At 64.5% G+C, this 15,624-nt stretch carries 13 protein-coding genes and 1 tRNA gene; 9 read left to right on the top strand and 5 right to left on the bottom strand.

Features of this window, described 5'->3' with window-relative positions; translation table 11 throughout:
- Positions 1-32: 32 nt before the first annotated feature.
- Positions 33-1,922: a propionyl-CoA synthetase gene (locus CKW22_RS01180; protein WP_033700162.1), complete on the top strand. Its 1,890-nt coding sequence runs from the start codon at positions 33-35 to the stop codon at positions 1,920-1,922.
- A gap of 34 nt (positions 1,923-1,956) precedes the next feature.
- On the opposite strand, the gene zapE is transcribed toward CKW22_RS01180, so the two are convergent.
- The gene (gene zapE / locus CKW22_RS01175; protein ID WP_095063638.1) at positions 1,957-3,030 is read right to left on the bottom strand and encodes a cell division protein ZapE; all 1,074 of its coding nucleotides are present in this window, start codon (positions 3,028-3,030) and stop codon (positions 1,957-1,959) included.
- 114 nt (positions 3,031-3,144) lie between these two features.
- Positions 3,145-3,387 (bottom strand): hypothetical protein, encoded by a 243-nt coding sequence (locus CKW22_RS01170; protein ID WP_033699049.1) that lies wholly within the window; start codon positions 3,385-3,387, stop codon positions 3,145-3,147.
- A 272-nt stretch (positions 3,388-3,659) separates the two neighbouring features.
- On the opposite strand from CKW22_RS01170, the gene CKW22_RS01165 reads away from it, so the two are divergent.
- Positions 3,660-3,734, top strand: a tRNA-Gln gene (locus CKW22_RS01165).
- A gap of 126 nt (positions 3,735-3,860) precedes the next feature.
- On the opposite strand, the gene CKW22_RS01160 is transcribed toward CKW22_RS01165, so the two are convergent.
- From CKW22_RS01160 to CKW22_RS01150, 3 genes are read right to left on the bottom strand one after another with little or no spacing between them, the layout of a single operon-like run.
- Entirely contained in the window at positions 3,861-6,248 is a 2,388-nt protein-coding gene (locus tag CKW22_RS01160) for a response regulator (RefSeq protein ID WP_095063637.1), read from the bottom strand.
- A gap of 13 nt (positions 6,249-6,261) precedes the next feature.
- Positions 6,262-6,723, bottom strand: coding sequence for a response regulator (locus CKW22_RS01155; protein ID WP_033699046.1), 462 nt, complete (start codon positions 6,721-6,723; stop codon positions 6,262-6,264).
- 15 nt (positions 6,724-6,738) lie between these two features.
- Positions 6,739-8,988: an ATP-binding protein gene (locus CKW22_RS01150; RefSeq protein ID WP_033699044.1), complete on the bottom strand. Its 2,250-nt coding sequence runs from the start codon at positions 8,986-8,988 to the stop codon at positions 6,739-6,741.
- Positions 8,989-9,283: 295 nt separating this feature from the next.
- Here CKW22_RS01150 and CKW22_RS01145 point away from each other — a divergent pair, with 295 nt between their 5' ends.
- From CKW22_RS01145 to CKW22_RS01115, 7 genes are all read left to right on the top strand, one after another.
- Positions 9,284-9,811, top strand: coding sequence for a spore coat U domain-containing protein (locus CKW22_RS01145; RefSeq protein ID WP_047581096.1), 528 nt, complete (start codon positions 9,284-9,286; stop codon positions 9,809-9,811).
- A 30-nt stretch (positions 9,812-9,841) separates the two neighbouring features.
- Complete coding sequence (locus tag CKW22_RS01140; RefSeq protein WP_095063636.1) at positions 9,842-10,378, top strand: spore coat U domain-containing protein; 537 nt, start codon at positions 9,842-9,844, stop codon at positions 10,376-10,378.
- Positions 10,379-10,396: 18 nt separating this feature from the next.
- The gene (locus tag CKW22_RS01135; RefSeq protein WP_033699041.1) at positions 10,397-10,930 is read left to right on the top strand and encodes a spore coat protein U domain-containing protein; all 534 of its coding nucleotides are present in this window, start codon (positions 10,397-10,399) and stop codon (positions 10,928-10,930) included.
- Positions 10,931-10,933: 3 nt separating this feature from the next.
- Complete coding sequence (locus CKW22_RS01130) at positions 10,934-11,437, top strand: spore coat U domain-containing protein (RefSeq protein WP_033699040.1); 504 nt, start codon at positions 10,934-10,936, stop codon at positions 11,435-11,437.
- A 39-nt stretch (positions 11,438-11,476) separates the two neighbouring features.
- Positions 11,477-12,253: a molecular chaperone gene (locus CKW22_RS01125; RefSeq protein WP_095063635.1), complete on the top strand. Its 777-nt coding sequence runs from the start codon at positions 11,477-11,479 to the stop codon at positions 12,251-12,253.
- A gap of 108 nt (positions 12,254-12,361) precedes the next feature.
- Positions 12,362-14,659 (top strand): fimbria/pilus outer membrane usher protein, encoded by a 2,298-nt coding sequence (locus CKW22_RS01120; protein ID WP_218192456.1) that lies wholly within the window; start codon positions 12,362-12,364, stop codon positions 14,657-14,659.
- Positions 14,656-15,624: a spore coat U domain-containing protein gene (locus CKW22_RS01115; RefSeq protein WP_047581089.1), complete on the top strand. Its 969-nt coding sequence runs from the start codon at positions 14,656-14,658 to the stop codon at positions 15,622-15,624. The genes CKW22_RS01120 and CKW22_RS01115 overlap by 4 nt, the downstream gene beginning before the upstream one ends.

The following is a 15,624-nucleotide window of genomic DNA, read 5'->3' as shown; positions in this document are numbered from 1 at the left end:
TCAATAACAACAAGTACCGGGTTTTCTACGCCATGAGCTATCAGCACAGCTACGCCCATTCCATTGCCGACCCTGCCGCATTCTGGGCCGAACAGGCCGCGCACCTGGCCTGGCACCGCACGCCTTCCCTCACCTTGCAGGACAACCCGGACGGTACCCACCGCTGGTTTGCCGACGGCCGCCTGAACAGCTGCCACCTTGCCCTCGACCACCAGATCGAACAAGGTCGCGGCGAGCAGTTGGCGCTGATCTACGACTCGCCTGTGACAGGCGTGCAACAGGCGTACACCTATCGTCAGTTGCGCGACGAGGTGGCACGCCTGGCGGGCTTGCTGCGCCAGCTGGGGGTCAACAAGGGGGACGGGGTGATCATCTACATGCCCATGGTGCCCCAGGCGGCCATGGCCATGCTGGCCTGCGCGCGGATCGGCGCGGTGCATTCGGTGGTGTTCGGCGGTTTTGCCGCCAACGAACTGGCCTTGCGCATCGATGATGCCCGGCCCACTTTGTTGCTGACGGCATCCTGTGGCCTGGAGTTCGACCGGGTGATCGAATACAAGCCGCTGGTCGATCGCGCCCTGCAACTGGCCCGCCACCAGCCGCGCAATGTGCTGGTACTGCAGCGGCCCCAGGCCCGCGCCCCGTTGCAGCCTGGCCGCGACCTCGATTGGCAGCAAGCGCTGGCAATGGCCGAGCCGGTCGCCCCTGTCGAACTGGATGCAGGTGACCCGCTGTACATCATGTACACCTCCGGTACCACCGGGAAGCCCAAGGGCATCGTGCGGGAAAACGGCGGCAACGCGGTAGCGCTGTGCTATGCCATGCGCCACATCTACGGTATGCAGGCCGGTGACGTGTGGTGGGGGATTTCCGATGTGGGCTGGGTGGTCGGCCATTCGCTGATTGTGTATGGCCCGTTGATGAGCGGTTGCACCACGGTGTTTTATGAGGGCAAACCGATACGCACCCCGGACGCCTCGGCGTATTGGCGGGTGGTCGAGCAATACAAGGTCAACGCCTTGTTCTGTGCGCCGACCGCCATGCGTGCAATCCGCAAGGAAGACCCGGACGGCGCGTTGATCAAAGGGCACGACCTGAGCTCGCTGCGTCAGCTGTTTCTGGCCGGGGAGAAGCTCGACTCCAGCACCCATGAATGGCTGGAACGGGTCACTGGCAAACCGGTGCACGACCATTGGTGGCAAACCGAGACCGGCTGGCCGGTCACCGCCCCTTGCGTTGGGCTGGACGGCAGCGCCGCGCGAGCGGGCTCGAGCAACCGCGCCGTGCCGGGCTACAACGTACGTGTGCTGGACGATGAAGGCCATTTGCTGGGGCCCAACCACCAGGGCTCGATCGTCATCGCGCTGCCGTTGCCGCCCGGGTGCAGCCAGACGCTGTGGGGCGACCACGAGCGCTACCTGCAGGCCTACCTGCGCACCTATCCCGGCTACTACCACACAGGCGACGGCGGTTACCTCGATGATGACGGTTTCGTGTACATCATGGGGCGCACGGACGACGTGATAAACGTCTCCGGGCATCGTCTGTCTACCGGCGAGATGGAGGACCTGGTGGCGCGTCACCCGGCGGTCGCCGAATGCGCGGTGATCGGCGTGCATGACGATATCAAGGGGCAGGTGCCTTTGGCACTGGTGGTGCTCAAGGATGGCGAAGGCATTGCCGAGTCGCAGTTGTTGGTCGAATTGGTGGGCAACGTGCGCGAGGAGATCGGGGCGCTGGCGTGTTTCAACCGGGTGCGGCTGGTCAAGCGGTTGCCCAAGACCCGCTCAGGGAAGATCTTGCGGGCGGTGCTGCGCAAGATTGCCGATGGCCAGGACTATGTGCCGCCTTCGACCCTGGACGACCCCGCCGTGCTGGGGGAAATCGAGGCGGTGCTGGCGGACCTGCCGCGAGCGGGTTGAGGCGGGATGCTGGGGCTGCATGGCAGCCCCGGCATCAATCAGGCCCCACCTGATGCAACTGCCCCAGCCGGCTGCGCGTGCGCATCAGGTCGGTAATCGCGCCACCCAGGCTCTCATCCAGCGGACGCTGCCCGATCACCGTCAGCTGCTTGTCCTGGTCATATAGCACATCCACCAGGTTCACGAATCGCTGCTGCGCGGCCAATGAGCAGTCGGACAAATCGCCCAGCCCATCGATGACCCACGCATCGTATTGCGCCGCCAGCGCCAGGTAATCGATCACCGCAGTAGGCTGTTCGCACAGGTCGTCGAAGGCAAACATCACCTGCCGACCTTGATGGGCCAGTGCGCGCAGGCTGCGTTTGTTGATATCCAGCGTGGCAGGCTGCGCGCCCGGCACGTTCAGTGCCTGGCGCTGCTCGGCGGTGCCGGGCCACACATAGTGACCTTGGGTAAACCGCTGGTGCTCGCGGTTGGCTGGCAGGCTGCGAAAATCGGTGTCGCCGCCAACTTCCAGCACTTGCATTCGGCCGTTGATCAGGCGGATCACCGGCAGAAAACGTTCATGGTAAAGCGGGTTGGGCAACAGCCCTTCCGGTGCGTAGTTCGACGTTACCAATAGCCATATCCCACGCTCGAACAGCGCGGTGAACAGCCGGGTGAGCAGCATGGCATCGCCAATGTCATGCACATGGAATTCGTCGAAACACAGCACTCGACACGCGCCGAGCAGCTCGTCCAGGGTCGCCCCGAGGGCATCGTCCAGCGCCCGGTGGCGGTGCATGCCCTGGTGCAGTCGGGCAAAGAAATCATGGAAGTGCAGGCGCCGCTTGGTCGCAACCGGCACAGCCTGGAAAAAACCGTCGAGCAGCCAGCTTTTGCCCCGGCCCACTGAGCCATGCAGGTAGAGGCTGCGCGGTTGTCCGTTTTCCAGCTGTGCCACCTGCTTGGCCATGCATTGGATGACCCGACGCTGACCCTCGCTGAGCTGGTAGCCACGGCTGCTGGCCTTGTCCTCGAACCAGGCCAGCAATTCGCTCTGAGGGGCAGCGCTTGCGCGCAGGCGCTGGCCGAGCTGACGCAGCGGGGTAGGGATCCAGGCAGGCAAATCGGTAGCTCCTTGGTCGAGGGGGCGGGGCGCAGCTTGCGCGAAGGCCGCCATTTTGACCAATAGAGAAAGCAGTGGGCAATGATCGCCAGACGAGATAGGTTCGCGCGGCCCTCAGCCTTTACGTTCCAGTTGACGCTCGATCATGTACTTCACCGCCAGGCGGCGTTCCTTGAGGTGGCGCAGGTCTTCGTCGACGAAATTGCCAGCGGAGATCGACTCGGCGGCCAGCACCTGGTTGTCGATGTCCATGTACTCGTCCAAGAGCCGGTCCAGGGCCTTGTCCTGCTGGCGACGTTGCTGGACGATTTCGCGGGGGTAGTGCAAGTCCTGGTAAAGGTCGTGTGAGACAGGCATGGGTGCCTCCTTGGTCAATGCAGTGCGCTTATCTGATTGGAAGGGTGAAATACGATTGTGTTGACGCGGGGCAGGGGGAAAGCGACGGGTGGTTGCCGGGGATGGGCGCTTCGCGCCGATGACGAAGAGTAACTTGCTGTTTTAAAGCATTTTTTTTCATAAAGGGGGTTCACAGCTCTAAAGAATGTTGTTAAAGTGCCGCGCATTCCACGACAACAACCCAGTTGTCAGGCAGTTGGAATTGTCAGAGCAGCAATTGCTGCATCCGATACAGGGGCGTCGCCAAGCGGTAAGGCAGCAGGTTTTGATCCTGCCATGCGTTGGTTCGAATCCAGCCGCCCCTGCCATTTTCTGTTTCACATTACCTCTTCTTTTCTCGGTGCTTAGCAAGATAAGCGCCGGGTTTTGTCGTTTCCGGCGTTTGTACCTGCCCTTGTCGCCGGTAAGCCGGCGGCAAGGGCAGGGGGTGCAAACTACGCCGAGGTGCGCAGGAGTTCACTCAGCGCACGCGCCAGTTCATCGGCCTGCACAGGCTTCTGCATCACCAGGCTACCCGGCAACTCCAACCCCTCCAGCTCTGCATAACCGGTCAGAAACACCACCGGCAAACGCGGGTGCCGTTCGCGCGCCGCCAGCGCCAACTGCGCGCCGTTGAATTCGGGCATGGCAAAGTCGGTCAGCAACAGGTCAATCTCGTCATCGAGCAAGGCCAGGGCCTGCTCACCGCTGTGCGCCTGACGCACTTGATAGCCGTACTGGCGCAGCACATCGCCGAGCATGTCGCGTACCAGGTGGTCGTCATCCACCAGCAGCACCGTGCGGTTGTGGCCACTTGCACTGGTCGGCTGGGCAAGCAGTGGGGCCACCGGTTCGCTCTGCACGTGATCCTTTACCGCCGGCAGGTACACTGCCACCTGGGTGCCGCGACCAGGCTCGGTGTCGATGCGCACGCCACCGCCCGACTGCTTGGCAAAGCCGAATACCTGGGCCAGTCCCAGGCCCGAGCCCTTGCCGATGTCCTTGGTGGTGAAGAAGGGCTCGAACACCTTGGCCAGCACGTCTTCGCTCATGCCGCAGCCGGTGTCGCGGATGCTCAGCATCACGTACTCGCCGGGGTCCGGGTCTTCCGGGCGCTGAGGGCGGGCCTCGATGTGGGTGTTGCGGGTCGAGAGGGCCAGTTGGCCGCCGTCCGGCATGGCATCCCGGGCATTGATCGCCAGGTTGAGGATGATCATCTCGGTCTGGGTCGGGTCGGTCAGTGCCTGCCACAGGTTCGGGTCCAGGTCCAGGCGCACCGACACGTTGCCGCCAAGGGTGCGGCGCAGCAACTCCTCAAGGCCGGCCAGGGTCCGGTTCAGGTTCAGTGGCACCGGCTCCAGGCGCTGGCGTCGGGAGAAGGCCAGCAACTGCGAGGTCAGCTTGGCACCCCGTTCGCCCGCTTCGCGAATATGCGTGAGGCGGGTGCGTGCCTTGTTCAGGTCGGCCTTGTTCAGGTCGCGCTCAAGGAAGCTGGCACCGGTGAGGATTACTGTCAGCAGGTTGTTGAAGTCGTGCGCCACGCCAGCGGTCAGTTGGCCGACCGCTTCCAGGCGCTGCATCTGTTGCAACGCGGCCTCGATGCGCTCGCGCTCGGTGATTTGCTCACGCAGGCGGGTGTTGGCCTCGGCCAGCCCCAGGGCCGCCTCGCGCTCGCTGGTGATGTCGCGGGCCACCACATACAGCAGGGTGTCTTCCGGTACCACCACCCAGGACAGCCAGCGCTGCTGGCCGCCGGCATGCAGGATGCGCCCGACGAAGCGCGCGCTGGTGCGGCCGTGGGCGAGGGCGGCCAGTTCGGTGAGCAACAGTTCTTGATCGGGTTCGGGTAACAGGTGCAGCAGCGACGCCTGGCTCAGCCGCTCGCGGGAAAGGCCCAGGCTCGCCTCCCAGGCCGGGTTGAGCGCGACCGGGGTGAGGTCTTTGTTCAACACCGCCAGCAAGTCCTGCGACAGCTCCCAGGCACGGTCGCGTTCACGGGTGCGGCGCTCGACCCGTTCACCGAGCATCTCGTTGAGTTGCTTGAGGGCTTGGGTGGCCTGGCGCTGGGTATGGATGTCCTGCAGCACGCCGGAAAAGCGCACGCACTGGCCGTCGACGAACTGGGTCTGGCCGCTGCTGAGCAGCCAGCGCGGTTCCAGGCCGTCGAGTAGCGCGCTACGGAATTCGACCCGGTAGTGGCCGTCGCTCTCGGAGCGCATGGCATGCTGCACGGCGTCACGGACCATGGCGACGTCATCGGGGTAGATGCCGGCCAGGAACACCTCCATGCTCATCTCGGTGCTGGTGGGCAACCCGAACAAGGTTTTGCAGCGGTCGTCCCACAGCAACAGGCCTTCTTGTGGGCGCAGGTCCCAGGTGCCCATGCCGGCGGCGTCGATGGCGATGCGTGCGCGCGCTTCGACATCTGCCAGCGCTTCTTCGGCGCGGCGCCGGCGCTGGCGCTCCTGTACCTCGGTCAGGGCCCGCCGCACGGCCTTGGGTAGCAGGGGCAGGTTTTTCTTCAGCACATAGTCGGTGGCACCCAGGCGGATCATCTCCACCGCGTGCTCTTCACCGTAGATGCCGGAAAGGAAGATGAACGGGGTGTCCGGTGCCAGGCGCTGGGCAATGGCCAGCACGTCGGTGCCGGACGAGCCGGGCAGTACGCAGTCGCAGAGGATCAGATCGTAATGAGCCTCACGCAGCGCGTGCTCGACCCCTATATGGTCGAACACCAGCTGCGACTCAACGTGCAGCCCGCTGCGCTCCAGGCGCAGCAGGGTCAGCTCGGCGTCCATCGAGCTGTCTTCGACCATCAACAGTTTCAGCGGCGTTGGCAGCATCTTTGCGGTGGCCTCAATTGCTGCTGCGGCGGTTTAGGCGCAGCGAGCCGGGTGGCGGTTCGTTGAGCACGGCCCAGAACACCCCGAGGTCGGAGATGGCGGCGACGAACTCTTTGAATTCCACGGGCTTGACCACGTAGGCATTGACCCCCAGCTCGTAGGCGCGCAGCAGGTCGGGCTCCTCTCGAGACGAGGTCAGCATCACCGTCGGGATACTGCGCAGGTCAGGCGTGGAACGGACTTCCTTGAGCACTTCCAGGCCATCGACCTTGGGCAGCTTGAGGTCCAGCAACAGCACGGCGGGGTTGCCGTCGTCGCGTGCAGCATAGGCGTTGCGGCGCAACAGGTAGTCCAGGGCATCGGCGCCGTCACGCAGCACGATGACTTCGTTGGCCAACTGGCTGCGCTCCAGGGCCAGCAGGGTGAGCTCCAGGTCCCGGGGGTTGTCTTCTACCAGCAGGATGGGTTTGAGCATGATGGTACAGGGGCCTCATGTAGTCGCGGCGGGCCGCGGGAGGGTGAAGTGAAAACTGGCGCCCTGGTCGATCTGGCCTTGCGCCCAGACGCGGCCGTCATGGCGCTCGATGATGCGGCGTACGCTTGCCAGGCCGATCCCAGTGCCTTCGAAGTCTTCCATGCGGTGCAGGCGCTGGAATACGCCGAACAGCTTGTTGGCGTAGGCCATGTCGAACCCCACGCCGTTGTCGCGGATGCACACCTCGACTTCGCCCTGATGCACCTGGGCGCTGATTTCGATACGCGCCGGGTCACGCCCGCGGGTGTACTTGATGGCGTTGCCGATGAGGTTCTGCAGCGCCAGGTTGATGAACGCCGGGTCGGCAATCACCTTCGGCAGCGTGGCGATATCCCAGACGATTTCGCGGCCCTGGTAGTCCGGGGCCAGCTCGGTGCGAATGGCGTCGACCAGGGCATTGAGGTCGACATCCGACAAGCGCAGGGCCGAACGGCCCATTTGCGAGAAGTTCAGCAGGTTGTCCACCAGGCTGCCGGCAAAATGCGCCGCTTCTTCTATATGCTGCAAAAAACGTCGACCGCGTTCGCTCAGGCCCTGGCCCTCGATCTCGCCCAGCAGCTCGGTGTAGCCGGCGATATGCCGCAAGGGCGCACGCAGGTCGTGGGACACGCTGTAGGAAAAGGCTTCGAGTTCCTTGTTCGAACGGCGCAGCTCGCCTGCCAGTTGCGCCAGCTCTTCGGCCTTGCGCAGGACGATGCCCAACACGGCGGTGCGCAGTTCAACCACACCTTCGACGATCAAAGGGTCCCAGGGTTGGCAATAGCCGCGCACGTCTTCCTGCCAGCGCTCGAAGCTGTGCCGCGGGTCCAGCTGGCCTTGCGGGCCTAGCTGTTTGGCAGGCTGCCCGGCCCAGTTCACCGTGCGCACCTGTTCAGGGCGGAACCACACCAGGTAGTGCGAATGGATTTGCGAGATGGCCACCGCCAGCACACCGCCGGCATGGGCCGCCAGCTCAGGCAACTCGTCGATGTCGCGGCGTACGTTGTCGCTGTGGAATACCGTGTCTTCACCGCGCTGGGCCAACCAATGCACCAGCGCCGTGACTTGCGCTTGCGGTGGCGTCTTGCCGATCAGGTCGCAGCGGTCGGCCGAGATCACCGCAGCGCCGCAGGCGTCGGCGAACTCCAGCAAGACCTCGGGCAGGTCGCGCAGGCCGTCACTGACGCTGTCATGGTCGGCCATCGACGAAATCATGCGCACGATGTGCTGGCGCAGGTCGAGCAGTTTGCGCGTGCTGGCGTGGGACTCGCGCGATTCGATCTGCAGCGACAGCACGCTGGCCAGCAGCTCGCAGGCGGTGCGAGTAGGCAGGCCCACCGGGCGCGGCTGATCGTGGTGACAGGACACCAGCCCCCACAGCTGCCCGTCGACCACGATCGACAGCGACATCGACGCCAGGGTGCCCATGTTGCGCATGTATTGCAGGTGCACCGGCGACACGCTGCGCAGCGCAGCGAAGCTCATGTCCAGTGCCTTGCCGGTACGCGGGTTGGCGGCAGGCACCAGCGGCGAGGGCTGGTAGTTGGCGTCTTCGATCACGCGGATACGGTTGACCCGATACAGCTCGCGGGCCTGGCGCGGGATGTCCGAAGCGGGGAAGCACAGGCCCAGGTAGCTGGGGTAGCCTGGGTCGGCCACCTCGGCCAGCACCTGACCGTTGCCTTCGCTGTCGAAACGGTACGCCTTGACCCGGCCAAAACCGGTGATGCGCTTGAGCTGTTGCACCGACTGCTGCAGCAACTCCTCAAGGCTGGCAGCCAGGTGCAGGTTACCGACAAAGCTGCGCACCAGTGGGTAGTAATCACCTTGCTCGGCCGCGTTCGCAAGCCTGCGCACCGGTTCGAACTCAACGATCAGCACCTGGTCGTGACGGTGGGCCATTACGCGCAATGGCTCGGTGCAGGGGGCGCCCTGGCGCAGGCGCACATCGCCTATATGGAAAGGAAAGGCCTCGTCGTCGGGCAGGCGCGCAAGGTGCGCCCGTACATCGAAGGCGTCACTGACCAGGTCGGCAACCGTACAGCCCAGCAGTTCCCTGGCCGGCAAGCCGAGCCAGCGCTCGGTGTTCTCGCTGGCCTGGAGGATGCGCAGGTCGGTTTCGTCCAGCACCAGCAGAAACCCGTGGGGCTGGATGCTGCCAGGCACCTGGATAGGCTCCTGGGCACAGCGCTCTGCGGCCTCGGCGAATGGGTTGTCTGCAGTCATCAATGAAAACGCTCCTGTCATGCCTGTCCGTGCATGCCGCATCTGTCTGGCACGGGATGAGAGTAGCCATGCACCGTACCAGAATGTCGGCTGATTTGCCGGCTCATGGCCATTGGAGGCACTGTGCGACGAGGGGTTCGCTGATGAAGAAGATTTTTTCCTGACGGCTGTCGAGGAGTGGCCTTGAACACGCGCTATCGCTTTCTCGCTAATACCAAAAAATGGCTTGAAGCCATCAATGATATTCCAACGCGCTGCTACGCTCAGGTGAGCACACAGCGACAAGGATTATCAAGTGACGGAACGCTTTGTGGCCGCGTTGTTGGGCCTGATGTTGAGCGGCAGTGCCGTAGCGGCTGACTTTCTCGTGGAAGTACGGGTGCTGGTGCAGCGCGGCTGCATGCTCGTCAACCAGACGCGCGACGCTGGCGCACAAGCGTTGGGTCGGATCGAACTGGGTAGCGCTGCGCGTCTGGATGGCCCTGATGCGCCTTTGAGCGGTGTACTCCTCAACCAACGGCCGCCACGCCTTGAATGCAACCCTGACACGCCCTACCAGGTGCGGGTCGATGGCGGCCAGCATGGTGGCGCAGGTGAGCTGCGCTTTCTGGCCAACGACGACGGCAAGGCCCGGCCCATTCCTTATCGCTTGTACCGCGACGCCGCCTGGCGCGAACCGGTTGCGGTCGATGTGGCGCATTCGGCACGGGTGCCGGACAGCGGGTCCATTGAACTGCCGTTATACGCCCGTATCGACAAACTGGCCTGGGTACCACGCGCAGGCCTGTATGGCGACCTGCTCAAAATCACGGTCACCTGGTAGGGACGCCACCATGCACAAGGACGCGACGCCATGAACCGCACCTCGATCCTGCTGCTTACCCTTGGCCCGCTGCTGTTGCCCGGCGGTATGGCCCATGGCACCACCACCGGTTTCATCCAGGCACGGTTGGTGATCAGCGCGGCCTGCCAGATCAGCAGCGGCACCGACCAACCCGCGACCCTGGGCAACCCCGGCCTGATGGACTTCGGTGAACGCGGCCCGAACTGGGACCAGCCACTGCGCAGCCGGGTCGACGAAGTGGCTGGTGAAGGCAGCTTGCAGATCAGCTGCACGCCCGAGGTGCGGGCCTTCAATGTGCGGATCAATGGCGGCTTGAATGGCAGCGACGGTGTGCGACGCCTGAGCAACGGCCGTGAACTGATCCCTTATCAACTGGCGGTAGACCCAGGCGGCAACAGCCGCTACGGCATCGGCCAGGCGCGCGCCTTCACCATCAGCAGCACCCAGCAGATTCCGATTCCGATTTACGGTGTGGTGGTGGCGCAACCGCGCGCGCTGCCTGCCGGGCTGTACCGCGACACCCTGAGAGTGACCCTGGACTGGTAACCACGCAAGGAGACTCCGATGCGAACGAACCTCACCCACTGCATCCTCGCCGGCCTCGGTTTGGCCTTGGCTTCCCAGGCCCAGGCCGCCACGGTGACCGGCAACATCACCTCGACGCTGACACTGATCTCGGCCTGCCAGGTCAACGGCAGTTCCGCGAGTTCAGGGTTGAACTTCGGTGCCCTCGACTTCGGTACCCAGGATGCTCTGTTCGGCACCGCCAACGCACAAGTGCTTGGCGGTAGCGGTGGCGCCATGAGCATCCTGTGCTCGGCGGGCACCATACCGGCGATCCGCGTGCGGGCCGGTACCCACGATGGCCAGTCCAGCGGCGGCACGCGTGCGCTCGCCGACGGTGCCGGCAACTTCGTGCCGTATGACTTCTACACCGACACTGGGCGCACTCAGGTGCTGGCTATCGACGGCACCATCACCTTGCCGACCAGCACCGGCGTGGCGCAGACCGTCAACCTGTACGGCCAGGCACGCGGCAAGGCGGGGCTGCCGGCGGGGGTGTACACCGACACCGTGGCGGTCGAGCTGACGTTCTGAGCCATGCGCGCCTGGCTGGCAGGTGGCCTCACGGGTATCGCTGTGCTGCTGGCGACGCCCCTGGGTGCGGCGCCCACCAGCACGTTCCAGGTGTCTGCACAGATCGTCGCCGGCTGCCTGGTGGTCGGGGGCGTGAGCAATTACGGGGCCCTCAACTTCGGCACCCAGTCGGCGCTGGCCAGCGGTACCCTGAGCACCTCGCTGGGGGGCAGCACGGTGACCTTCCAGTGCACCCCAGGCGTGGCCTTGAGCATGAGCCTGGACGGCGGGCAGAACAACGCCAGCGGCACCCGCAACCTCAAACGCACGGGCGGCACGCAAGTGCTGGCCTACCAGTTGTACCGCGACGCGGCCTACAGCCAAGCCTTTGGCATCGGCCAGAGCGTGGCGGTCAGCTACACCGACCCCACGGCGATCAAGTTGCCGGTGTACGGCCGAACCCAGTTGACCGGCACGCTGCCGGCAGGGACCTACACCGATGTAGTGCAAGTGACGGTGACCTGGTGAAACAGCCGGCACCAATGACAGCAATCTAAGGAGAGTGGCATGGGGGCAGGCGCGAAGTGGGCGCATGGTTTGATCGGTTTGTTGCTGCTGGGAAGCCTGCCGGCAGGGGCCGCCACCTCGGTGCTGATCTGGCCGATTGATCCGGTGCTGGAGCCCGACCAGAAGGCCGGTGCGCTGTGGCTGGAAAATCGCGGCAGCGCCCCGGCCAACCTGCAGGTGCGGGTGTTCGCCTGGCGCCAGGGGGATTACCAGGAGCAGTTTCAGCCGCAGCGCGACATCATTGGCAGCCCGCCAGTGGCCAACATCGCCCCCGGGCAGAAGCAGCTGATTCGCCTGACCCGCACCGGCAGCTCGCCCGCCGGCCAGGAGCAGGCCTATCGCATCATCATCGATGAAATCCCCCCGGCGATACCGGCCGACCCCGCCAGCCAGGGCGCGACGGCCGCCATCCGCCTGCAGATGCGCTACTCGGTGCCGCTGTTCGTCTACGGCGAAGGCTTGTGGGGCAGGGCCGATCCCGAGGGCAAGCGCAACGCCGAGGGCGTGGGCAAGCCGCAATTGAGCTGGCGCGCGGTGACGGTGCAGGGCAAGCCCTACGTGGAACTGCGCAACACCGGCCCGGTGCATGCGCGCCTCACCGACATGGTGGTGCAGCAGGGCAGCCAGAGCAAACCATTGGCCGAAGGCCTGCTGGGCTATGTGCTGCCCGGTGCCAGCATGCGCTGGCCTGCACCACTGGCGCCGAGCGCCGGCAGCGTGCTCAAGGGGCGGGTCAATGGCCAGAGCGCGGCGGATGCCATCCGCCAAGGGCAATGAGCCAGCAATTGAATGAAGGGCAGGGGCCAGGGAGGACCCGGCAATGGTTGGAAACCGTGTGTGAACTGGCTGTCGGCGACAACGCGCCGCTGGTGCCTGGGGCTGGCCATGTTCGGCCCCTGCCTGGTGCTGGCCGACGACCTGCCGCCACCGCCCACGGAGATGTCCGCCACCGCCGATGCCACGCTGTACCTCGACCTGCTGGTGAACCAGATGCCCAAGGCTGAGCTGGTGCCCGTGCAACAACGGGCCGGGCGCCTGTACCTGGGCAGCGATGTGTTGCGGGCTGCCGGTATCAGCCTGCCGGGCGAGCCCCAGGGCGAACTGGCCCTGGATGCGGTGCCAGGCCTGCACACCGACTACGACAGCGCGAACCAACGCCTGCTGTTGCAAGTACCGCCCGCCTGGCTGCCGGGCCAACAGGTCGGCGACCGCAGCCTGTACCCGGCCAGCGATGCACACAGCAGCTTCGGCGTGTTGTTCAACTACGACCTGTACCTCAACGATACCGATGAAGGCGGCACCTACCTGGCGGCCTGGAATGAAGTGCGCCTGTTCGATAGCTGGGGAACGTTCTCCAGCACCGGTCAGTGGCGTCAGTCGTTCAATGGTGCGCAGGCCGACCAGACGCGCCAGGGCTTCCTGCGTTACGACAGCACCTGGCGCTTCACGGATGAACAACGCCTGCTCAGTTACGAAGCCGGTGATTTCGTCACCGGTGCTTTGCCTTGGACCAGCTCGGTGCGGGTCGGCGGCCTGCAATTGTCGCGAGACTTCGGCGCCCGTCCCGACCTGGTCACCTACCCACTGCCTGCATTCGCCGGTGAGGCAGCGGTGCCGACCTCGCTCGACCTGTTCATCAACGGCTACAAGTCCAGTACTACCGAGCTGCAGCCGGGCCCTTACACCCTGACCAACGTGCCGTTCATCAACGGCGCCGGCGAGGCAGTGGTGGTGACCACCGACGCCCTTGGCCGACAGGTGTCGACCACGCTGCCGTTCTATGTCACCAGCAGCCTGCTGCAAAAAGGTCTGTCGGACTTTTCGGTAGCTGCCGGTAGCCTGCGCCGCGACTACGCGGTGCGCGACTTCAGCTACGGGCCAGGCGTCGCCTCGGGCAGCCTGCGCTATGGCCTGAGTGACAGCTTTACCCTCGAAAGTCACATCGAAACCTCTGAATCGCTTTTGCTGGGCGGGCTGGGTGGCAACATGCGGGTGGGCAACTTCGGGGTGCTCAACGCGGCCTTGGCGCAGAGCCAGTTCGAGGGCGAGAAGGGCCATCAGGTCGCCCTCGGCTACCAGTACAACAGCCAGCGCATCGGCTTCAGCTACCAACGCCTGCAGCGCTATGGCGACTATGCCGACCTGTCACGGGTCGACAGCCCGGACATGCAGCTGAGCCAACGCAGCGAGCAGGCCACCGTCAGCCTCAACCTCAACGAATACGGCAGCCTCGGCGCCGGCTATTTCGATGTCCGGGCCGGGGACGGTTCGCGCACCCGGCTGATCAACCTCAGCTGGAGCAAGTCGCTATGGGGCAACACCAGCATCTACCTGTCGGGCAACCGCGAGGTTGGTGACAGCCAGTGGGCCGTGCAGGCGCAACTGGTGATTCCGTTCGACTTCAATGGCACCTTGGCCATGAGTGTGGAGCGCAGCAAGGAAGGCGAAGATCTGCAGCGGGTCAATTACAGCCGTGCGGTGCCGGTGGGCGGTGGTGTCGGCTACAACCTGGGTTACGCCACCGGTGGCAACCGCGATGCCTACCGCCAGGCCGATGCCACCTGGCGCCTGCAGTCGGTGCAGCTGCAGGCCGGTGTGTATGGCAGCAGTGGCGAGATGACCCGTTGGGCTGATGCCAGCGGCTCACTGGTATGGATGGACGCCGGGGTGTTCGCCGCCAACCGCATCGACGACGCCTTCGTAGTAGTCAGCACCAATGGCTATGCCGATGTGCCGGTGCGCTACGAAAACCAGCAGATCGGCCGCACCGACAGCAATGGCCATCTGCTGGTGCCGTACAGCAGCGGCTACTACCGAGGCAAGTATGAAATTGACCCGATGGACCTGCCGCCCGACATCCTGGCGCCGGAAGTGGAGCAACGCGTGGCGGTCCGTCGGGGCAGTGGTTACTTGCTGGAGTTCCCGATCAAACGTGTGCTGGCGGCGAGCATTGAACTGGTGGATAGCAACCAGCAGGTGATCAAACTCGGCAGCCGCGTGACCCATGGGGAAAGTGGCAGCCAGGCCGTGGTTGGCTGGGATGGGTTGGTCTACCTGGAGAACCTGTCGCCGCACAACCGCCTGCAAGTTGCGCTGGAGGGGGGCGGGCATTGCCAGGTTGAATTCGACCTGCCTGAAAGTGCAGGGTCGATCCCCTTGATTGGCCCATTGGTGTGCCGATGAAGGCCTGGCAACGAAGGTTATGGGCCAGCGCGCTGCTGCTGCCGGCAGGCGTGGCATGGAGCAAATGCACGTCAGTGCCAACCGTGCCCGCGACATTTGGCACCATCAGTTCGACCCTGGTGCGCAGCACGGTACAGACCGCCTTCAGCAGCAATTCGGGGTTGCAGTGCAACGGCTCGGTGCTCAGCGTGCTCGGCAGCGGCGATACCTTCAAAGCGACCATTCTTCCGGCCACAGGTGGCTTGGTCGGCCCCACAGGCGACGTCATTCCCTACACGTTGTATGCCGACAGCAGCACCAACTACCCGATCACCCGGGGCGTGGCCTTCGATTTCGCCCGCAACGGCATTCTCGACCTGCTCGGGTTGCTCAATGGTACGCCCAAGGCGGTACCGATCTACATGCGGACTCAGATCGGCAGTAACGTTGCGGCGGGGCTTTATCAGGAAACGCTGAGCGTCGGCTGGGCCTGGAACTATTGCGACGGCATCGGCATTGGCGGCTTGTGCATTGGGCGCGACAACAGTTCCGGCACCCAGCCGCTCACGGTCAGCCTGACGGTGAGCAACGACTGCCAGATCACCACGCCCGCCATCAGTTTCGGCAGTGCACCCGTGGTATCGGGGTTTGCCACGGTGAACCAGGGCGTAAGCCTGACATGCACCAAGGGTACCAGCTACACGGTGGGGCTGGATGACGGGCAGAACGTGTCTGGCGGGCGGCGCAGGATGAAATCTGCAGCCAACAACTACCTGGCCTACGATATTTTCAAGAGCGCCAGCGCGGTGCGCTGGGGCTCGGTCACCGGTGCCCGGCGTTCGAGCAGTGACGCCGACATCAACCCGGGGGCTGGCACCGGCACGGGCAGCCAGGTGTTCAACTACAACGCCAAGGTGTACACCGACCAGGCCACACCGCCGGCGGCCACCTATACCGACAATGTGACGCTGGATGTGCAGTTTTAG

Origin of the sequence: Pseudomonas sp. Irchel s3f19 (assembly GCF_900187555.1) — a bacterium.
GTDB classification, from domain to species: domain Bacteria; phylum Pseudomonadota; class Gammaproteobacteria; order Pseudomonadales; family Pseudomonadaceae; genus Aquipseudomonas; species Aquipseudomonas capeferrum.
Note: the sequence above shows the minus strand (reverse complement) of the source record. Positions and strands in the feature narration are given on the sequence as shown.